The organism is Ancylobacter moscoviensis, assembly GCF_007559435.1.
Lineage (GTDB): Bacteria > Pseudomonadota > Alphaproteobacteria > Rhizobiales > Xanthobacteraceae > Ancylobacter > Ancylobacter moscoviensis.
This window is the reverse complement of the sequence record NZ_VMBP01000004.1, coordinates 371,124-389,106: the sequence shown is the minus strand read 5'-3', so window position 1 is coordinate 389,106 and position 17,983 is coordinate 371,124. Positions and strand designations below refer to the sequence as shown.

Here is a 17,983-nt window from a genome sequence, read left to right as displayed (position 1 = left end):
TTCACGGCATGCTGCGTCGGAGTACGTTTTGGTCATGGCGCCGGAATGAGCACAGAGCGCCGACAGAGGTGGTTGAAACATGCCGTATCGTCATGTGGTCGGGCCGCATGCCTATGTCTTCGCCGATCTCAGGGAACTGATGGCGAAGGCGACCCCGATCCGCTCCGGCGACATGCTGGCCGGCATCGCCGCCGCCTCGGCGGAGGAAAACGTGGCCGCCCGCATGTGCCTCGCCGAGGTGCCGCTGACGGCCTTTCTCAGCGAGGCGCTGGTTCCCTACGAAGACGACGAGGTCACGCGGCTGATCATCGACACGCATGATCAGGTCGCCTTCCGGCCGATCTCGCACATGACGGTGGGCGATTTCCGCGACTTCCTGCTGTCGGGCGTGGCGACCAGCGAGGTCCTTTCCGCCATCGCGCCGGGCGTCACCCCGGAGATGGCGGCGGCCGTCTCCAAGCTGATGCGCAATCAGGACCTGATCGCCGTCGCCCGAAAATGCCGGGTGGTCACGAAGTTCCGCAACACGATCGGGCTTCCTGGCACGATGGCGGTGCGGCTCCAGCCGAACCATCCGACCGACGATCCCGCCGGCGTCACCGCCTCCATCCTCGACGGCCTGCTCTATGGCTGCGGCGATGCGGTGATCGGCATCAATCCCGCCTCCGACAGCGTGCCGGTGCTCAGCGAGCTGCTCAAGCTGATCGACGGCATCATCCAGCGCTTCGACATCCCGACGCAGGCCTGCGTGCTCACCCATGTGACCACCTCGACCGAGGTGATCAATCGCGGTGTGCCGGTCGATCTGGTGTTCCAATCCATCGCCGGCACGCAGGCGGCGAACGCCTCCTTCGGAATCAGCCTCGCGACCCTGAAGGAGGGTCGTGAAGCCGCCCTTTCGCTGAAGCGCGGCACGCTCGGCGACAACGTGATGTATTTCGAGACCGGGCAGGGCTCGGCTCTCTCGGCGAACGCCCATCACGGGGTCGACCAGCAGACGCTGGAGGCGCGCGCCTACGCCGTAGCGCGACCCTTTTCGCCACTGCTGGTGAACACCGTCGTCGGCTTCATCGGGCCGGAATATCTCTTTGACGGAAAACAGATAATTCGCGCCGGACTGGAGGACCACTTCTGCGGCAAGCTGATGGGCGTGCCGCTCGGTTGCGACGTCTGCTACACCAACCACGCCGAAGCCGACCAGGATGACATGGATACGCTTATGACGTTGCTTGGTGCGGCGGGCGTAACTTACATCATGGGCATCCCCGGATCGGATGATGTGATGCTGAACTACCAATCTACTTCATTTCACGACCAGCTTTACTTGCGTGAGGTGCTGGGCCTCAAGCGGGCGCCCGAGTTCGAGGCTTGGCTGCAGCGGATGGGCATCACCGGGCCGGACGGGCGCCTGAAAGCCCATCGCGGCAACCATCCCCTGCTCGCCGCCGCACCGGAGCTGGCGGCATGAGCAACCGCGTGAACGAGGAGGCGTTGCCGGCCGACTACGTGATCGAGGATGCCTGGCACAAGCTCGCCGGCACCACGCCGGCACGCATCGCGCTCGGCCGGGCAGGGGCGGGGCTGCCGACGCGTGAGGTGCTGCGTTTCGCTCTGGCCCATGCGCAGGCGCGCGACGCGGTGCACACCCCGTTCGATTCCGCCCGCATGGCCGGCGAGATCGCCACGCTCGGCTTCGAGACGGTCGAGATCGCCTCGGCGGCGCCGGCGCGCGACGCCTATCTGCGCCGACCCGACCTCGGACGGCGCCTGTCGGAAGAGAGCCGCGCCATGTTGCGCGACCGGGCCGGAGATCCGGTGGATGTCGCGATCGTCGTCGCAGACGGGCTTTCCTCGACCGCCATCCACGCGCAGGCCGTGCCGTTCCTGACCGAGTTCAAGGCGCGGCTGGCGGAAGGGGGATGGAGCGTCGGCCCCGTGGCGATCGCCAGTCAGGCGCGCGTGGCACTGGGGGACGAGGCGGGCGAGCTGATGAAGGCCTCCGCGGTCGTGGTGCTGATCGGCGAGCGCCCCGGGCTGTCTTCGCCCGACAGCCTTGGCCTCTACCTCACTTTCGCGCCAAAGGCCGGGCGTACCGACGCCGAGCGCAACTGCATTTCGAATGTGCGGAGCGAGGGGCTTTCCCACGCCCATGCCGCCTTCAAGCTGGCCTGGCTGCTGCGCGAGGCACTGGCGCGGCGGCTGACGGGTGTGGCGCTGAAAGACGAGAGCGACCTGTTGCTGGTCAACGGCCAGCCGCCGGCACCCCGGATTGCGTAACGGTGCGGGCACGCAGCTTGCCGTCGGCAACGCAGTAGCGCCCGTGCCGGTAGGTGGCATCCGTCAGGCGAGCGTCGAGATGGCGAAGGGCCGTCAGCAGCTTTCGCACAAGGATATTCAGAAGCATGGTCTCCTCCATGGCCGGGATCGGCTCTGGAGGAGATTGGGCCGCGAGGCCGTAAGATCGCGATTGGAAATGTGACCTTGCGGCATAAGCGGCCGGTAAAGACCGTTCGCCGCTCAGGCCACGACCGGCGCGGCGACCGCGCCGAGCGCAGCCACTGCGTCCTGCGGCTTCAGCCGCACCTGAAGGCCGCGCTGGCCGCCATTGAGATAGACCAGCGCATGAGCCAGCGCCGCCGCCTCGATCACCACCGGCACCCGCCGCGTCTGCCCGAAGGGGCTGATCCCGCCGACCTTGTAGCCGGTGATCCGTTCGGCATCCGCCGGTTTCATCATCTGCGCGGCCTTGCCGCCCAGGGCGGCGGCGAGCTTCTTCATCGAGATCTCGCGGTCGGAAGGCACGATCGCGCAGGCCGGCTTGCCGTCGACGAGCGTCATCAGGGTCTTCAGCACGCGATCCGGCGTCTCGCCGATCGCCTCGGCGGCCTGGAGGCCGATACGGTCCGCGTCGGGATCGTAGTCGTAGACATGAACGGTGAAGGCCACCCCCGCCCGCTCCAGCGCCCTCGTGGCGCGCGTCGCTTTCGACACCGCAAACTCCCGTCAATCGCTCGACGCCCCGCGCCGTACGACGGTGAAGCACGATGGACGCCACGAGGGAAGTGGCGGCGTCCCGATGGCCTGCGTCCGTAACGCTTTGGATACCTTAACGGCGCTACCTAATAGGTGGACAGGAGCGGGCTCGATATCGCCCCTTGCTCCTCTAGTCGCTGGAGATGGCAGATTCGGCGTGTAGCAGGGAGTTCTCGCCATGAATCGCCGCAGGATCGCGTATAGCCGTATCGATCGCCGCCAATTCGCGCTTCTCGGCGCCGTATCCGCCGTCTCGCTCCTCGGGATGGGAGGAGCGGCGTCGGCGCAGCGCATGTCCGACAAGATCCTCGGCGAGCCCGGGCCACTGCCGGAGATCGTCTTCGGCCCTGCCGATGCCAAGGTGACGGTCATCGAGTACGCGTCGCTGACCTGCCATCACTGCCGCGACTTCCATATCAAGACCTGGCCGCAGGTGAAGGCGCGCTATGTCGACACCGGCAAGGTGCGTTTCATCCTCCGCGAGTTTCCGCTCGATCAGCTCGCCCTTGCCGGTTTCGCGCTCGCCCGATGCGCGGGTGAGGGGAACTGGTATCCAACCGCCGACCTGCTCTACCGCAACGACGACGCATGGGCTCATGCTCAGAACCCGCTCGACGGGCTGCGCGCGCTGATGCTGAAGAATGGCATGAGCAAGGAGCGCTTCGACAGCTGCCTTGGCGATAAGGCGCTGCAGGAGAAAATTTTGACGGTTTCCCGCAACGGATCGGTCGCGGGCGTCAACTCTACGCCAACATTCTTTGTCAACGGAAAGAAGTATCAGGGTTTCATGACGGTCGAGCAGTTCGCCGCGATCGTCGATCCCCTGTTGTGAGACCAGGGCGTCTGCCATGAACCTGTTGCGTACCGCCTTCCTGTTCTGCCTCGCCGCGCTGGTCGCCGGCTGCGCGGGCGGAGACTATGACGACCGCGCGTCGGTACCGATCCCGCCGAAGCTGAAGCAGGAGATGGCGGCCAAGGGCATGAGCCCGGCCGATCCCATCATGGTGCGCCTCTACAAGCAGGAGAGCGAGCTGGAGGTGTGGAAGCGCAACAGCTCCGGCCGCTATGCGCTGCTCAAGACCTATCCGATGTGCCGCTGGTCCGGCCGTCTCGGACCGAAGATGCGCGAGGGCGACCGGCAGGCGCCGGAAGGCTTCTACGCCGTGACCCCGGGTCTTATGAACCCCCGCTCGCAGTTCTATCTGGCCTTCAACCTCGGCTATCCGAACCAGCTCGAGAGCGCGCTCGGCTATAGCGGCAGCGCGCTGATGGTGCATGGCGCCTGCACCTCCGCCGGCTGCTACGCCATGACCAATGACGGCATCGCCGAGGTCTATGCGGTGGCGCGCGAGGCGCTCGCGGGCGGGCAGGAGAGCTTTCAGGTGCAGGCGTTGCCCTTCCGCATGACGCCGGCCAATTTCGCCAAGCACCGCGACGACCCGAACATGCCTTTCTGGCGCAACCTCAAGGAAGGCACGGACCTGTTCGCGGTGACGCGGGTTCCGCCGCACGTTTCCGCCTGTGGCGGGCGCTACCGCTTCACGCCGGGCACGCAGCCCGGCGAGGAGGCCGCCGATCCGCTCGCGGCCTGCCCGGTCAGCCTGCCGGACCCGGTGGCGGAGGCCGCCGTCAGCAAGCGGGTGCGCGACGACCAGACCATCGCCCAGCTCGCGGTGTCGCAGCCGACGGTGAGCGCGGCCTATGTCGATGGCGGCATGCATCAGAGCTTCCGCGAAATCCTGCGCCGGTCGGGCCCGCAGAAGCTCGCGGCTCTCACCTCGGGCAAGATTGAGGTCAGCCGGCCCGACGCCGCTCTCGCCGACCCCTACAAGGGTGCCGAGATGGCGGAGGTCGGGGCCGAGTAGGCGCGCCGCCAGCGGACGAGGGATCTGCCGGGAGGCTTGCCCCTACGGCAGGCTTGCGGCAGATAGGCCGCTCAACGATGGGGGCGCGGCGCCATGGCCAAGAGAATGACCCTGAACGAGATGCAGGCCAGTGTCCGGCATCTCCAGCGCCTTCCTTTCACCGAGCCGGAGCTCGCGACGATACGCCGGGCGACCCCGGCCGTGGCGCCGAAGCTGTCGCCCAAGTTCGAGCCGGCGGATGGCTGCTGCTACCTCGCCGCGCCGCAGCTCCATATGGAATTCGTGGTGGTGAAGTCGGTTCGGCTCCGTTTCCCATTCGGCATCGTGCTGCCGCGCTACACGATCTTTATGGGCTTCGAGCACGGCGAGATCTGGGAGCAGGGGCCGTCGGTGAACCGGTTCAAGGCTATCGCCTATGTCTTCCAGCGTATGGCGCTGACCGATAACTGGCTCGACGGCGAATACGGCCGCAAGCACTAGGCGCATCCCCGGTCGTCTGTCCCCGATGGTAAAACGCCGCCTGCGCGGCTATCTAGGCGGCATCGAAAAACTGGGGAGGCTTCGCATGTTGCGGACGTTTGGGTTGGGTGCGGCCATGATGGCGGCGGGGATGTCCTACGCCGCGGCTCAGAGCTGCGAGCAGAATTTCTCGGTCAGCGGCGTGCCGATGGTGACGGCCGTGGCCTTCAAGACCTTTCAGGACTTCCCAAAGCTCCGGCCGGACGTCGCGCTGGCGAAGCTCGCGCAGGGCGTGGCCGCCGAGGGCTTCCACGGCATCAAGGTCGACAAGACCCTGAGCTCGGTCGACGCCTATCAGGACACGGCGGGTTCCGGCCGCCTGCAGACCCTGCGCGTGGTGGCCCGCAAGCGCGGCGGCGGCACGCGCGTTGACGCGGTCTTCGAGATCCAGGCCGGCCAGATCGCCGACAGCAACATCGTGCGGAAGGGCCTGTGCACGATCGTGGAATCGGCGGTCGACTGAGTGCCGCCGTCCGGGCGGGAAGCTGGCTTATAGCGAAAAGCTCGGAACGTCAGAGGATTGCGAGCCTTTGTTGAAACGCCTCTGCTCGGATTCGATGGCGATATCGGTTGACGGACGGTGAGACCGGCCGTCACGCCGAGGCTTCAGGCAGACGAAGGGGGGCATTCATTTGCGCACCCGCTCGCTGTAGTTAGCACGGCTCCAGCAGTCAGGTGCGCGCGTGAAATCTCCTTTCCTCCATATGCGTCCGATGTTCTTCGGCTCCGTCCTCGGCGTTGGCGGCCTCGCCAATGGCTGGCGGGCGGTCAGCCGGTTGTGGGGCGTATCCCCCCTCGTGGGAGAGACGCTCGCCGTGGCGGCGTTCGTTCTCTGGCTGCTCTGGGCCGCGCTCTATGCCGGCAAGTGGCTGCGATACCCCGAAGATGCCCGCCGCGAGATCGGCCATCCCGCGCAGGGACTGGTGGCAGCCCTCGCGCCAGTGGCGACGCTGATCGCGAGCATGGCCATCGGCCCTCATGTCCCGCTGCTCGGCTGGAGCCTGTTCGCCTGCGGGGCGCTCGGCGTTCTCGCCTACGCAGCGTGGAGTGTCGGGGGCCTCTGGCAGGGCGGGCGCAACACCGAGGCGATGACGCCGGTGCTCTACCTGCCGACGGTCGGCGGCGGTTTCGTCGCCGCCATGGCCAGCGCCACCTTTGGTCAGCCGGGCCTCGGCTGGATGTTCTTCGGCATGGGATTCTTCTCGTGGATCTCGATGGAGTCGGTCTTCCTGACGCGGCTTTTCCAGCACGGCCTGCCCGCCGAACTCCGTACGACGCTCGGCATGCAGCTGGCGCCGGGGGCGGTCGCCTGCGTGGCCTATCTGTCGCTGTCCCCCGGACCGGTCGACCGCGTGGCGCTCGCGCTGTTCGGCTATGGCTGCTTTCTCGCCCTCGTCATGCTGCGGCTGATGCCATGGCTGCGCCAGCAGCCCTTCGGGCCCGGCGCCTGGGGCTACACCTTCGGCATCTCCGCCCTGCCGCTCGCGGCGCTGCGGCTCATCGAGCAGGGCGCGGGCATGCCGGTGGAGGCGCTGGCCGTGCCGATGTTCATCGCCGCCAACCTCATCATCGGCTGGATCGCCATGAGGAGCCTCGTCCTCGTCGGCCGGTTCCTGCGTGGAACGGCGCGGCCGACGCCCGTGGCGGGAGAGTAACATTGCATTGAAGGAGAAGGGGCGGCGCGAGATTGCGGGCGCGGCATCTTCGGGGTAGGAGCGGCGCTGCAGGGCGCCCACCGCCGAGCGTGGCTGTTTGACCGTCAGTGAAGGATGTGCCGGAGAGCCCGCGTTGCTATGATATGGCAGCCAGGGTGAGCACCCGGCATCCCGCCGTGATCGGAAGCTGAGATGAAGCTCGACTTCCTGACCCTTTATCTGGTCATCCTCCTCAATTCCCTCATCTACTGCGTCGTCTGGGCGGGGTTCTGCTACGTCCATCGCGGCATTCCCGGAGCGCGCTACTGGCTCGGTTCATCGCTGATGACGACGCTGGGCGGCCTGCTGATGTCGGGTGACGGCAGCGCCTATGGCCGCCTCCTGATGGTCGCGGGCAATGTCTTCGTCGTGTGGGGCTTCTTCTTCGTCTGGACCGGCATCCGCGTTTTCTATGGCGCAGAGCCGAACCGGCGAGCTGGAGGCTTCATGCTGGCTGTGACGGTGCTGGCCGGCATTCTGGCCGACGAGAGCCGGGCAAGCCAGAACATCGCCTATGCCGTCCCGCAGCTCGTGCCCCTGGGCTTCTCCCTGGTGACGCTGATCCGCAAGGGAGGAGGAGGCCTCGGTGCGCTCGTCGCCGCGGCCGGCGTGCTGGTGGCCATGGCGGGGCAGGGCACCGAGACGATCCTGAACACGCTGCGGCTCATGGGCGATCTTTCGACGGACGGCTACTATTCGGTCGCGGCCTTCCTGCTGGTTGCCGCGATCTTCGGCGCCGGCCTGTGGAATATCGGCTTCCTGCTGATGGCCATCGATCATCTGCACGGCAGGCTGGCGGGCCTTGCCCTGCTCGACGATCTCACCGGCCTGCCGAACCGTCGCGCGTTCTTCGAGGCGGCCGAGGCCGGTCTCAGGCAGGCGCAGAGGGCACGCCGGCCTTTTTCGCTGCTCATGATCGACGTCGACAATTTCAAGGAGATCAATGACCGGCTGGGACATGGCGCAGGCGATGCCTGCCTGCGTCACTTCTCCATGCTTTGTGCCGGGAGCGAGGGGAATCGCGTGGTGGCGCGCATGGGTGGCGACGAATTCGCCACGCTTCTGGTCGGCGCCGATGCCGTGGCGGCCCGGGCGAACGCCGAAAGGCTGGTGCAACTGGTCGCGCGTACGCCGCTGCTCTGGCTCGGCGAGAGCATCCCGATGACGGTGAGCATCGGCATCGCGGTGACGGATGCGGACCCCGCCTGCACGCTGGAGAGGCTGATCGACGAGGCGGATCAGGCTCTCTACGAGACCAAGCGGCAAGGCCGCAACGGCTTCAGCCTGGGCGGAGGATTTCGCTCGGGCGAAGTGACGGCGTCCTGACCGCCCCTCGCGCCAAGCCTGGTCCGTTCCTGAAGGGCAGGGGCTCTCAGGCCCCCACGACGCCGTCCTTCACCACGATCCGGAACCCCTTCAGCTCCACCTTCTCGAACAGGCCGGCCTTGCTGTAGGGGTCGCCGGCGACCAGCTTCTCGGCAGCGGTCCGGTCTTCCGCCTCGTACACGATGACCGAGCCGCAGGGCTTGCCCTCTTCGTCCAGCATGGGGCCGGCGAAGACGAGGCTGGAGGCGATTTCCCTGAGATAGTCGAGATGCGCGGGGCGGGCTTCAAGACGCACGGAAAGAGCGTTCGGGCGGTCATAGGCGGTCAGAACGAATTGCATGATCAAAGCCCTGTCTGAGGGAGCGGAACCGACGAATCGGAGAGCCGCTACTCAGGCACAAAGCCGGCCCGGCTTGAAGGGCGCGCTTATTTGTAATAAACGAAGTTACATGAAACGGGACAGCCGCCTCTCATCCGTTCTCCACGCTCTCCTGCACATGGCCGAACGCGGCGAGCCGATGACATCGGAAACCCTCGCGCAGTGCTTGTGCACGAACCCCGTGGTGGTTCGCCGTACCATGGGCCTGCTGCGCGAAGCCGGCATCGTGGCGTCGAGCCGTGGCCATGCCGGTGGATGGGCGATCGTCGCCGACCTTGAAAAGGTCACCCTGCGCCAGTTGCACGAGGCTTTGGGCGAACCGGCGATTTTCGCCATCGGCAATCGCAACGAAACGCCGGAATGCCTTGTCGAGCAATCGGTGAATGCGGTTCTCGACAAGGCCTTCGCGGACGCCGAGACGCTGCTGCTCGACCGATTTGCCAACGTCACGCTTGCGGCTCTCGTGGCGGATTTCGCCCGGCGCGCCGCCGTCAGGCGTCTACAGAAGGACTAGCCATGCAATACGACGTCATCGTCGTCGGGGGCAGCTATGCCGGAATGGCGGCGAGCCTCCAGCTCCTGCGTGCGCGCCGCAAGGTGCTGATCATCGATGCCGGGCTGCGCCGCAACCGTTTCGCCAGCCACTCCTACGGCTTCCTCGGCAATGACGGTGCCGATCCCGCACGGATCGCCAGCGAGGCGCGGCGGCAGCTCGAAGCCTACCCGACCTACGCCCATGTCGAAGCCCTGGCCGAAACGGCCAACGGCCGGAGCGACGCGTTCACCGTCGTCACGTCGGACGGTGCCTCTTATGACGGCCGGCGCCTTCTCTTCGCCACCGGCGTCAGCGATGCGTTGCCGGAGATCGATGGATTGGCCGAACGCTGGGGCCGGAGCGTCTTTCTCTGTCCTTACTGCCACGGTTACGAGCTGAACCGGGGGCGCGTCGGCGTCATCGCGACCGGCCCGATGTCGGCGCATCAGGCCCAGCTTCTCACCGAATGGGGAGAGGTGACGTTCTTCACCAACGGCGCACTTGCTCTCGACGAACCCGGCCGGGCCGATCTCGTCTCGCGTGGCGTGAGCATCGAAACGACCCCTGTCGCACGACTCGCCGGCCACGCCGATGTCGAGCTGGTCGACGGGCGCCGCCTGTCCTTCGCCGGCCTCTTCACCGGCTCCCGCACCGCGCCGTCCACGCCCATCGCGCAGGCGCTCGGCTGCGCGCTCGAGGACACGCCCTTCGGCACGCAGATCCGCACCGATGCCATGAAGGAAACGACCGTCGCGGGTGCCTTCGCCTGCGGCGACGCCGCGCGGGTGCCCCATTCGGTATCGCTTGCCGTGGGCGATGGGGCGTGGGCCGGCGCGCAGCTCCACCGCTCGCTCGTCTTCCCGCCGTCATCGCAGAGGGGTTGATGGTTGGCCTCCGGCCATGGGTCATCAGCCCCCAGGCCGAGACGATCGCGTGCATAGGCCTCGATTTCGTCCTGTCGGTGAATGAGCCCCGCAAGGGCGGCTTGGTACGCCGCTCGGAAATCCTCTACGTCCATGCGAAGCATGGAGTTCAACATCGCCCGACCAAAGGCAGGAGGTAATGGGACCATGGTAATCCTCGTCGATGGGGCAAAACGCGCGGGGCTCCGTAGAGTATCCCCGAGACGGCAGGCGCCGACGAGAGCCGTGAAGGGTTTCAGTAGGGGCCGTCAGCCCCAGCCTTGAGCACGCCCTCGACGACCTCTCTTCCAGCGGTGACGTTCCCACCACGTTCGGTCAGGTGGACGACCTGTGTTGATCCTGCCCACGTCGTTCGGAACAACCCCTTCATGCCAAGTTGATCAGGCAGTCCCGAATCGCCGCGTCCCCCCAAGGGCGAGACGTTCGAGACGATCTAAAAGAACGTGCTCGTTGGCGGAGCCATCAAGCTGGTACAGGGCGCGGAGAACGGCCAGGCTGCGATGCTCGGCGACGATGCCTTCAAGGTCGCTGATCGGTTGTTCATGCCCGGTGCCTTCACTCTGAGGACCACAGCCGCATGCCGGGACCGCCCCTCTCTCTCCTTAAAAAGGAAGCGGCGGGTCTGCCAACCGTGCTAGGTTGTCCCATGAACAAAATCGAGGATCGCGCCCGAGCGATATGCGAGATTGGACTGCTGGCGAGTGGCCTTAGCGCCGGCCGCGAGTTGACAGACGCCGTCGACCGCTACTGGCCGGTGTTCGCGGTCGAGCTGAAGGCGGGAGTGGTCAATATGACCCCACGCCAATCGTTTGCAGATCTAGAGACGGCGCTTGCCGCCTGTCGCAGCAAGATCACCTGACCCGCGCAGCAATCGCAAAAAGCCCAGCTCTCCCGAGCCGCCGCTCGATCGCCGCATCCCGGAGATCGAAGATCCGGTCACGCGCCGTCTCTGTGAACGGCTGCGGGGCGAGACGAGAAGAGATGAGATAATTTCGGGAACGTTCATCTCCTTCACCGGTTTTCCATCTGCTCAACCGCGCCGCATTGCGACCGCGCGGATCAATATACCTAGGACATCAGATGATGCCGGCTCCAGCAGGAGGAATTTACCATGGGTCTGTTCTCGAAAGACATCAAGACGATGGATGACCTCTTCGTGCACACGCTGCAGGACATCTATTATGCGGAGAAGAAGATCGCGAAGTCGCTGCCGGCGATGATCGAGAAAGCCAGCGACCCGCAGTTGAAGGCCGACTTCCAGCGCCATCTCTCCGAGACGCAGAATCACATCCTGCGTGTCGAGGAGGTGTTCAAGATGCATGGCGCCGAGGCCAAGGCGGTGAATTGCCCGGCCATCGACGGCATCGTCGAGGAGGCCGAGGACGTCGCCGGCGACGTGGGCGACGCGGAGGTCCTGGACGCCGCGCTGATCGCCGCCGCGCAGGCCGTGGAGCATTACGAGATCACGCGCTACGGCACCCTCGTTTCCTGGGCGAAGCTGCTCGGCCGGCCGGACTGCGCGGGCGTGCTGATGAAGAACCTCGACGAGGAAAAGAACACCGACGCCAAGCTGACCAAGCTGGCGGAGGCGCGGGTGAACCTGCACGCCGCCGAGTAAGGCGCGCGTCGGCCGGCGCCGGACGGAGGCTCCCCCTTCTCCCTCCGGCGCCGGCCGTTTCCGAACCATGGAGGACGCCATGCCTGCCAAGTCAAAGGCCCAGCAGATGGCCGCCGGCGCCGCGCTGGCCGCCAAGCGCGGCGAGACCAGCAAGAGCGAGCTCCGCGGCGCCTCGAAGTCGATGGAGAAGTCGATGAGCGAGAAGGAGCTCGAGGAGCTTGCCTCGACCAAGCGCAAGGGCAAGCCGGAGCACGTCGACCGCCGCTGAGCCACAATCCGTTCCCCCCTTGCACAGGAGGACCACGATGGACGCCGTCAACCCGGGCACCGCCCATCCCACGCCGCCCTTTCCGCGCCAGCCCCAGCCCATGCCCGGCATGACCGCCGCGATGCTGCCGCGGCCCGACCATGGAGAGACGAGCTACCGGGGGTCCGGCCGGCTGGAAGGCCGGCGCGCCATCATCACCGGCGGCGACAGCGGCATCGGCCGGGCGGTGGCCATCGCCTTCGCCCGCGAAGGCGCCGACCTTCTGATCTCCTATCTGAACGAGGGCGACGACGCGGCCGAGACGCAGCGCCTGGTCGAGGAAGCCGGTCGGAAGGCGGTGCTGGTGCCCGGCGACATCCAGCACGCGCAGAACTGCCGCGCCGTCGTCGAGGCGGCGGCCGGCGAGTTCGGCGGGGTGGACATCCTCGTCAACAACGCCGCCCATCAGGCCACGTTCAAGGACATCGGCGACATCAGCGACGAGGAATGGGAGCTGACCTTCCGCGTCAACATCCACGCCATGTTCTACCTGACCAAGGCGGCGGTCCCGCACATGAAGCCGGGCGGCTCGATCATCAACACCGCCTCGATCAATTCCGACAAGCCGAACCCCTCGCTGCTCGCCTACGCGACGACCAAGGGTGCGATCCAGAACTTCACCGCCGGTCTCGCCCAGATGCTGGCGCCCAGGGGCATCCGCGCCAACGCCGTGGCGCCGGGGCCGATCTGGACGCCGCTCATCCCTTCCACCCTGCCGCCGGAATCGGTGGAGCATTTCGGCGAGCAGGTGCCGATGAAGCGGCCCGGCCAGCCGGCCGAGCTGGCGACCGCCTATGTGATGCTGGCCGACCCGCTCTCCAGCTACGTTTCCGGCGCCACCATCGCGGTTACCGGCGGACAGCCGTTCCTCTGAGAGGGAACGAAGACGCAAGCTGCCGCGTTCATGCCCCGCAACCGCGCAGGGGGTTAGGACATGGCATCGCGCAGCATGCGGTCGGGCCGGCCTTCAAGGTCCTTCTTCACCCGCTTCGCGCAATGGGTCGCCGTCCAGGCGGGCAAGCCGACCACCTTCGCCGGCGCCGCCGCGATCATCGTGCTGTGGGCGATCAGCGGCCCGTTCTTCGGCTTCGGCGATACCTGGCAGCTGGTGATCAACACCTCGACCACCATCATCACCTTCCTGATGGTGTTCGTGATCCAGAACAGCCAGAACCGCGACACGGCGGCGCTGCACATCAAGCTCGACGAGCTGATCGCCAAGAACGACCTCACGCGCAACGTGCTGCTGGACCTCGAGGAGCTCGACGACGGCGCGCTGGAGGAGATCCGCGGCGAATATGAGCAGATGGCGCAGGCCGAGCGCGAGGGCAGGGCGCCGGTGGCCGCCAGCCGGAAGGGCAAGGCCGAGCCCGGCGGCTAGGCCGGCGTCGGCGGGACGATCAGCCTCTTCCGGCCGCTTTGTCCTTCTTGCCGCTCCTCGCCCGCTTGGTCGCAGCCTTCCCGCCATCGGGCCGGGCGCGGTTGGTGAAGCGGGCATTGCCGAGGCCGGTGCCGATGGTCAGCACCCCCCAGCGCTCGACGTCCTGCATGAACGGGGCCTCGCTCAGCCCCTGAAGCCTCGTCGCCATCGGGGTCGTAGCGCGCTGATCGCCGCTTGGCCGCCGTTTGACGGCTCATCTTCCACCGGGATACCCGCCTCGGCCGCTGCCGCGATGAAGGCCGCGCGGAAGGTCGACGCCGTGATATGGTCGACCCGCGCGCCGAGCGCAGCAAGCTGCGCGGTACGGTACACAATCGGTGTTCCATGAAAGCCCGCGGCTACTTCATCAGCAGACGAGCGTCGTACCGAACCCCTCCCTGCCGATAATGTCCTTCGGTAACGCAAGCCACCCAGCGCCCCTTGGCGTTACCATCGCACACGAATGCCCAGATTGCCGCCGACGCTTCGTTGCGTCTCGCCGCTCAGACCGGTCGTGTAATCGACCGATCCGAAGGCCGCGACGGTGGGCATCAACCGGATCGAGACACCGCCGCGCACCTCGAGGGAGGTGCCTTCGAGCTCCGTACCCACATTGGTGTGACCGCATCGAAGCTCTGGAAGTCGATGGCGGAATAGAGGTCGCGCGTGTCATCGAAGTCGACGCGCTGCCAGATGAGCTGGGCCTGCGGCTCCAACGTCCAATTATCCGTGATCGTGAAGGGAACGCCGCCTTCGAGCGAGGCGACTATCGCGTTCCCGTCGGTGTCTATGCCGACGCCCTGGATCGAGGATGTGCTTCCGCCGAGCCACGTGTACATGGCAACGGCGTCGAGGTACCAGCCGGTCGGTCCTATATGGGTCCAGTACCCGCCAATGCTGTCGCCCTGCAGCGACAGGCTGCCGGCACGGTTGCCGACGATGGCGAGCGTGTTGCCATAGACTGATCCGCTCGCATCGGCATGCGTATAGAAGAGGCCAAGCCGCTCCTGCCCCCATCCCGACTCATAGGCTATGAGGTCGAGACCGACTTGAAGGCCCCAGATATCGCCGTCGATCTCTGGCGCGAGTTGATAGTTGGGGCCGGCGACGGTCGAGCTCCAGCTCTGATCATGCGTGCCGCCGAATACGCGGCCCCAGGCGGCCGTGGCGATGCCGAGATTATCCAGCAGGGACTGGTCGCCGCGACGCTCGTGGAACGTGCCGAGCGACGCCGTTCCCATTTGCTGCGCCATCGCGGGCGTAAGGACATAGCCGGGAACCTCCCCGCGAATGAGGGGCGTCTGAACCGGCGGCGGTGGTAGCGGTGGAGCCGGTGGTTCCGGCTCCGGAGGCGGCGGCAGGGTGACTCCGGAGCGCAGGAATCAATCATCACCATTGGCCTCATTCGGCGCTATGCCCCTCTGATAGAGAAGATATTCGAAGGGGCCGGCGGCAACCCGCGCGCCCAGCGCGAATTCCGTCTGGGAGGGGCGGCGCTTGGGCGGAGGCGGAGCGTCGTGATGGCCCTTCGGGGCCTCATACGCCGCCCGGATCAGCAGGGCAGCGCTGTGCGTGTCATTGAGCCGGATTCCCGGTTAGCCCGCATCCTGGCGACGGTCCGGCGCTCAAGGGCTGACGTGTCGCAGATGTCTCACCTGTCACAGACAGGCAGTCGGAGAATCTCATTTTTGACATACCCTCGGCGGTTCGCCTGATCGACGGCAGTCGCTTCTTGAAGCTGCAGCGATGCGATGTTGCGCCTTGTTCTAGCTGGCACGGCGCTTGCCATTCGTTCCCAGGCAAATCGGGAGAATGCAATGCCGTCATCCGTCTCTCTACTGGGGCTTGGCTCCATGGGTAGCGCTCTTGCTCGCGCCCTCATCGCGGCCGGAATTCGTCCGACATTGTGGAACCGCTCGCCCGCGCGCGGTGCGCCCTTTGCCTCCTCAGCCAACCTCGCCGACAGTATTGTCGATGCGGTGGAACGCTCCGACCTCGTGATTTCCTGCCTGATCAACTATGCAGCGACCCGGTCCAGCCTCGACCGACCGGAGGTGATCGAGGCGTTGAAGGGGAAGACGCTCGTGCAGCTTGCGACGGGGTTGCCGGCCGACGCGACGGAGCTAGCCGAATGGGCCGGGCGACATGGTATCCGTTATCTCGATGGCCGAATCTGCTGCTTTCCCGCCACGATAGGCCGACCTGACGCTGTGATTTACTACGGTGGCGACACAGCTACTTTCGAGACACATGTCGGGACGCTCGTAGCGCTGGCGGGCAAATCGATCTACGCGGGTGAAAACGTCACCAATCCGACCATGCTCGATTGCGCCTTCCTCAGCTACTGCTTCGCGGCGCCTATGGCGATGTTGCACGGTGCGGCGATTTGCGAGGCGGCGGGTCTCGACCCCGATCTCTTCTTCGCTGCCCTTCCATCCTTTTCAGCCGACGTGAACCGGCGCTCGGTGTCCTTTCGCGAAGCCATTCGGGCGCGGGATTTCGCCAATGTGCAGTCGGCGCTGCAAACCGATCTGGCTGGAGCGAGGATGTGGCTCACCTGTTCGAGCGAACTCGGTGTCGATCCGGCGTTCGCGCAGGCACTCCTCGATGTCATGAAGGTGCCCGTCGACGAAGGAAAGGGAGCGCTTGACACCGCCTATCTTTTTCAGACTTTCAGAGGCGCGAAGGGACGATTGCCATCATGACCAGAACGTCAAAAGTGGTGGGCTGAGCTGGCGGCATCTCCGCTGCGGTCGGCTCAACCTGATTCAGGTCGAGCACGGCGCGCACGCCATCGGCGGAGGGCGGCAGCACCCCGCCGAGGCGCGCTATCCGATCGCGCTCACCACTGCTCAAGTCGCTCAAGGCGTTCTTCCAGCTTGGTCGCCTGCGTCCGCATCACCTGAAGCTGCTCGTCGGCGCGGATCGAGCGCTCCATCAGCCTGGTCATGGTGGCGATCTGGGCGTCGACCACGCCCATGCGGGTGCTGAGCGAGGCATAGCCCACCACCATGGTGGTGGGCACCGAGCCCATGGTCATGACGTGTCTCGGCGCGCACGCCGGCATACCAGTCGCGGCCCTGCTCCAGCCGGCCGTTCGCGAGCGCAAGGGCAGATAGGTCCGCGCCAGGGCGATGAGGGCATCCATGCTGACCTTGAGGGCCGGCAGCTTCACCGGCTCCGGCTTAGGGGGGCGCCGCGCACCCCGCACACATCATCGGCAGTAAGGTCGCCGCGGCGATCCGGCGGGCGCTTCGCGAGCTCGGCTTCAGCGCGCGCGGCGGGATCGTGAGCACGTCGCCGAAGAACGGCAGGACGGCTTCGAGGCCGGACGGCAGTATGAGGCGGATGCTCCAGGGATAGGTTCCGTTGGTTGGAAGGGGTTCGGCCGTTACCCGCTGCGGCTGTCCGTTTCGGCGCCGTCCTGCGGCTGCTTGACGTCTAGCCGGGTGGTCCACCCTGAGCTCCGGTCGGAGCTCCGCGTCACGTTGTCGATGCGGTAGGTGCCGTCGTGCCGAGTTCGCGTCCCGCTGCCGTGGGGAAACGGTCCGGGTGGCCCAGCCCGAGCCGTTTCTCAAGCCGGGGCAGACGATCGGCACATGCGTGAAATGCTGCTCCGGCACCCGCGTCATTCACCTGAAGGGCAACGCCTGATAGGGATGGCGGATGGAAACGTTCATCACCGCTATCAAGTACATCCCACTTGTCGCGATTGGCTTGCTGCCGATCATGAATCCCCTCAGCACCGTGCCGTTGTTTCTGGCGCTGACCAAGCGGATGTCCGTGCAGCACAAACGGAAACAGGCCTTGCGAGCATCGCTATATGCGTTCGCGATACTGGCCTCTTTTCTCTTTCTCGGTCACGGCATCATTGCGTTGTTTGGCATTTCCTTGCCGGGTATCCGCGTGGCCGGAGGATTGATCATCCTCGTGCTGGCCTTTCGCATGCTGTTCGCTGGCGAAGGTGAAGCCGCCTCTATCGAGTCCGCTCCTGCCGAGATCAAGCAAGCTGAGATCGATTTCTCCTTCTCGCCACTCGCCATGCCTAGCCTTGCTGGTCCGGGATCCATCGCCATCGTCATGAGCTATGGATCACAGGTGCCGGCAGACCACCGAATACTCGGCTATGTCGTCGTTCTGATCGGCATCTTCCTCTGTATCATGGTCGCCTACGCGGCCTTGGCATCAGCGAACTGGCTTGCGAAGTTCCTCGGTGAACATGGCATCCAAGCTGTGACCAAGATCATGGGCTTCTTGCTTACATGTGTCGCGGTGCAATTCATCGCCTCCGGAGTTCGAGAGTTTGTCGTATCGTTTTCTTAGACGGCGGCCAGCGAAACCTTTCTCAACCTGCGACCGCGACG

22 protein-coding genes and 1 pseudogene are annotated in these 17,983 nt (G+C 65.8%); 17 read left to right on the top strand and 6 right to left on the bottom strand.

Features of this window, described 5'->3' with window-relative positions:
• The first annotated feature begins 79 nt into the window (after nt 1-79).
• Both FO470_RS14315 and eutC read left to right on the top strand, forming a co-directional pair.
• Complete coding sequence (locus FO470_RS14315) at nt 80-1,468, top strand: ethanolamine ammonia-lyase subunit EutB (protein ID WP_144343630.1); 1,389 nt, start codon at nt 80-82, stop codon at nt 1,466-1,468.
• Nucleotides 1,465-2,277: an ethanolamine ammonia-lyase subunit EutC gene (gene eutC / locus FO470_RS14310; protein WP_144343629.1), complete on the top strand. Its 813-nt coding sequence runs from the start codon at nt 1,465-1,467 to the stop codon at nt 2,275-2,277. Before FO470_RS14315 ends, eutC begins: the two co-directional genes overlap by 4 nt.
• A 240-nt stretch (nt 2,278-2,517) precedes the next feature.
• Here eutC and ybaK read toward each other — a convergent pair whose 3' ends face one another.
• Nucleotides 2,518-2,991: a Cys-tRNA(Pro) deacylase gene (ybaK, locus tag FO470_RS14305; protein ID WP_144343628.1), complete on the bottom strand. Its 474-nt coding sequence runs from the start codon at nt 2,989-2,991 to the stop codon at nt 2,518-2,520.
• 220 nt (nt 2,992-3,211) lie between these two features.
• Here ybaK and FO470_RS14300 point away from each other — a divergent pair, with 220 nt between their 5' ends.
• From FO470_RS14300 to FO470_RS14275, 6 genes are all read left to right on the top strand, one after another.
• Entirely contained in the window at nt 3,212-3,865 is a 654-nt protein-coding gene (locus FO470_RS14300; protein WP_144343627.1) for a DsbA family protein, read from the top strand.
• Between the two features lie 16 nt (nt 3,866-3,881).
• Nucleotides 3,882-4,898 (top strand): L,D-transpeptidase family protein, encoded by a 1,017-nt coding sequence (locus FO470_RS14295; RefSeq protein ID WP_144343626.1) that lies wholly within the window; start codon nt 3,882-3,884, stop codon nt 4,896-4,898.
• A 93-nt stretch (nt 4,899-4,991) separates the two neighbouring features.
• Nucleotides 4,992-5,378, top strand: coding sequence for a hypothetical protein (locus tag FO470_RS14290; protein WP_186291967.1), 387 nt, complete (start codon nt 4,992-4,994; stop codon nt 5,376-5,378).
• A gap of 85 nt (nt 5,379-5,463) precedes the next feature.
• Entirely contained in the window at nt 5,464-5,880 is a 417-nt protein-coding gene (locus FO470_RS14285; protein ID WP_144343728.1) for a hypothetical protein, read from the top strand.
• 220 nt (nt 5,881-6,100) lie between these two features.
• Nucleotides 6,101-7,072, top strand: a complete 972-nt coding sequence (locus FO470_RS14280; RefSeq protein ID WP_308676863.1) for a TDT family transporter — start codon at nt 6,101-6,103, stop codon at nt 7,070-7,072.
• Between the two features lie 192 nt (nt 7,073-7,264).
• On the top strand, nt 7,265-8,437 hold the full coding sequence (locus FO470_RS14275; RefSeq protein WP_144343625.1) for a GGDEF domain-containing protein: 1,173 nt from the start codon (nt 7,265-7,267) through the stop codon (nt 8,435-8,437).
• A gap of 46 nt (nt 8,438-8,483) precedes the next feature.
• Here the strand turns inward: FO470_RS14275 and FO470_RS14270 are convergent, their stop codons facing one another.
• On the bottom strand, nt 8,484-8,777 hold the full coding sequence (locus FO470_RS14270; protein ID WP_144343624.1) for a YciI family protein: 294 nt from the start codon (nt 8,775-8,777) through the stop codon (nt 8,484-8,486).
• Nucleotides 8,778-8,886: 109 nt separating this feature from the next.
• On the opposite strand from FO470_RS14270, the gene FO470_RS14265 reads away from it, so the two are divergent.
• The 7 genes from FO470_RS14265 to FO470_RS14235 all read left to right on the top strand — a co-directional run bounded on the left by FO470_RS14265 (nt 8,887) and on the right by FO470_RS14235 (nt 13,580).
• On the top strand, nt 8,887-9,330 hold the full coding sequence (locus FO470_RS14265; protein WP_144343623.1) for an RrF2 family transcriptional regulator: 444 nt from the start codon (nt 8,887-8,889) through the stop codon (nt 9,328-9,330).
• Nucleotides 9,331-9,332: 2 nt separating this feature from the next.
• Entirely contained in the window at nt 9,333-10,235 is a 903-nt protein-coding gene (locus FO470_RS14260) for an NAD(P)/FAD-dependent oxidoreductase (protein ID WP_144343622.1), read from the top strand.
• A 685-nt stretch (nt 10,236-10,920) separates the two neighbouring features.
• Nucleotides 10,921-11,133 carry a hypothetical protein gene (locus FO470_RS14255; RefSeq protein WP_144343621.1) on the top strand — a complete coding sequence of 71 codons (213 nt, stop codon included), beginning with the start codon at nt 10,921-10,923 and terminating at the stop codon, nt 11,131-11,133.
• Between the two features lie 252 nt (nt 11,134-11,385).
• The gene (locus FO470_RS14250) at nt 11,386-11,892 is read left to right on the top strand and encodes a YciE/YciF ferroxidase family protein (RefSeq protein ID WP_144343620.1); all 507 of its coding nucleotides are present in this window, start codon (nt 11,386-11,388) and stop codon (nt 11,890-11,892) included.
• A gap of 79 nt (nt 11,893-11,971) precedes the next feature.
• On the top strand, nt 11,972-12,160 hold the full coding sequence (locus FO470_RS14245; RefSeq protein ID WP_144343619.1) for a DUF3008 family protein: 189 nt from the start codon (nt 11,972-11,974) through the stop codon (nt 12,158-12,160).
• Nucleotides 12,161-12,197: 37 nt separating this feature from the next.
• Complete coding sequence (locus FO470_RS14240) at nt 12,198-13,073, top strand: SDR family oxidoreductase (protein ID WP_144343618.1); 876 nt, start codon at nt 12,198-12,200, stop codon at nt 13,071-13,073.
• A gap of 60 nt (nt 13,074-13,133) precedes the next feature.
• Nucleotides 13,134-13,580: a low affinity iron permease family protein gene (locus FO470_RS14235; protein WP_186291966.1), complete on the top strand. Its 447-nt coding sequence runs from the start codon at nt 13,134-13,136 to the stop codon at nt 13,578-13,580.
• 19 nt (nt 13,581-13,599) lie between these two features.
• On the opposite strand, the pseudogene FO470_RS14230 reads toward FO470_RS14235, so the two are convergent.
• Both FO470_RS14230 and FO470_RS14220 read right to left on the bottom strand, forming a co-directional pair.
• A pseudogene (locus FO470_RS14230) lies at nt 13,600-13,776 on the bottom strand (ROK family protein); the annotation flags it as partial.
• A gap of 394 nt (nt 13,777-14,170) precedes the next feature.
• Nucleotides 14,171-14,980: an autotransporter domain-containing protein gene (locus tag FO470_RS14220; RefSeq protein WP_272482976.1), complete on the bottom strand. Its 810-nt coding sequence runs from the start codon at nt 14,978-14,980 to the stop codon at nt 14,171-14,173.
• A gap of 456 nt (nt 14,981-15,436) precedes the next feature.
• Here FO470_RS14220 and FO470_RS14215 point away from each other — a divergent pair, with 456 nt between their 5' ends.
• Nucleotides 15,437-16,324 (top strand): NAD(P)-dependent oxidoreductase, encoded by an 888-nt coding sequence (locus tag FO470_RS14215; RefSeq protein ID WP_186291965.1) that lies wholly within the window; start codon nt 15,437-15,439, stop codon nt 16,322-16,324.
• Here the strand turns inward: FO470_RS14215 and FO470_RS14210 are convergent.
• On the bottom strand, nt 16,293-16,484 hold the full coding sequence (locus FO470_RS14210) for a hypothetical protein (protein WP_144343614.1): 192 nt from the start codon (nt 16,482-16,484) through the stop codon (nt 16,293-16,295). The two genes, FO470_RS14215 and FO470_RS14210, sit on opposite strands and share 32 nt — an antisense overlap.
• Nucleotides 16,462-16,659: a hypothetical protein gene (locus FO470_RS19565; protein WP_186291964.1), complete on the bottom strand. Its 198-nt coding sequence runs from the start codon at nt 16,657-16,659 to the stop codon at nt 16,462-16,464. Before FO470_RS19565 ends, FO470_RS14210 begins: the two co-directional genes overlap by 23 nt.
• 626 nt (nt 16,660-17,285) lie before the next feature.
• Here FO470_RS19565 and FO470_RS14205 point away from each other — a divergent pair.
• Nucleotides 17,286-17,942, top strand: a complete 657-nt coding sequence (locus tag FO470_RS14205) for a MarC family NAAT transporter (RefSeq protein WP_144343613.1) — start codon at nt 17,286-17,288, stop codon at nt 17,940-17,942.
• Nucleotides 17,943-17,983: the final 41 nt, after the last annotated feature.

Excerpts from the sequence above, each read along its gene's own strand:
- FO470_RS14315 (WP_144343630.1), top strand. The coding sequence starts at position 80 with ATGCCGTATCGTCATGTGGTCGGGCCGCATGCCTATGTCTTCGCCGAT.
- eutC (WP_144343629.1), top strand. The coding sequence starts at position 1,465 with ATGAGCAACCGCGTGAACGAGGAGGCGTTGCCGGCCGACTACGTGATC.
- FO470_RS14300 (WP_144343627.1), top strand. The coding sequence starts at position 3,212 with ATGAATCGCCGCAGGATCGCGTATAGCCGTATCGATCGCCGCCAATTC.
- FO470_RS14295 (WP_144343626.1), top strand. The coding sequence starts at position 3,882 with ATGAACCTGTTGCGTACCGCCTTCCTGTTCTGCCTCGCCGCGCTGGTC.
- FO470_RS14290 (WP_186291967.1), top strand. The coding sequence starts at position 4,992 with ATGGCCAAGAGAATGACCCTGAACGAGATGCAGGCCAGTGTCCGGCAT.
- FO470_RS14285 (WP_144343728.1), top strand. The coding sequence starts at position 5,464 with ATGTTGCGGACGTTTGGGTTGGGTGCGGCCATGATGGCGGCGGGGATG.
- FO470_RS14275 (WP_144343625.1), top strand. The coding sequence starts at position 7,265 with ATGAAGCTCGACTTCCTGACCCTTTATCTGGTCATCCTCCTCAATTCC.
- FO470_RS14270 (WP_144343624.1), bottom strand. The coding sequence starts at position 8,777 with ATGCAATTCGTTCTGACCGCCTATGACCGCCCGAACGCTCTTTCCGTG.
- FO470_RS14265 (WP_144343623.1), top strand. The coding sequence starts at position 8,887 with ATGAAACGGGACAGCCGCCTCTCATCCGTTCTCCACGCTCTCCTGCAC.
- FO470_RS14260 (WP_144343622.1), top strand. The coding sequence starts at position 9,333 with ATGCAATACGACGTCATCGTCGTCGGGGGCAGCTATGCCGGAATGGCG.
- FO470_RS14255 (WP_144343621.1), top strand. The coding sequence starts at position 10,921 with ATGAACAAAATCGAGGATCGCGCCCGAGCGATATGCGAGATTGGACTG.
- FO470_RS14250 (WP_144343620.1), top strand. The coding sequence starts at position 11,386 with ATGGGTCTGTTCTCGAAAGACATCAAGACGATGGATGACCTCTTCGTG.
- FO470_RS14245 (WP_144343619.1), top strand. The coding sequence starts at position 11,972 with ATGCCTGCCAAGTCAAAGGCCCAGCAGATGGCCGCCGGCGCCGCGCTG.
- FO470_RS14240 (WP_144343618.1), top strand. The coding sequence starts at position 12,198 with ATGGACGCCGTCAACCCGGGCACCGCCCATCCCACGCCGCCCTTTCCG.
- FO470_RS14235 (WP_186291966.1), top strand. The coding sequence starts at position 13,134 with ATGGCATCGCGCAGCATGCGGTCGGGCCGGCCTTCAAGGTCCTTCTTC.
- FO470_RS14215 (WP_186291965.1), top strand. The coding sequence starts at position 15,437 with ATGCCGTCATCCGTCTCTCTACTGGGGCTTGGCTCCATGGGTAGCGCT.
- FO470_RS19565 (WP_186291964.1), bottom strand. The coding sequence starts at position 16,659 with ATGACCATGGGCTCGGTGCCCACCACCATGGTGGTGGGCTATGCCTCG.
- FO470_RS14205 (WP_144343613.1), top strand. The coding sequence starts at position 17,286 with ATGGAAACGTTCATCACCGCTATCAAGTACATCCCACTTGTCGCGATT.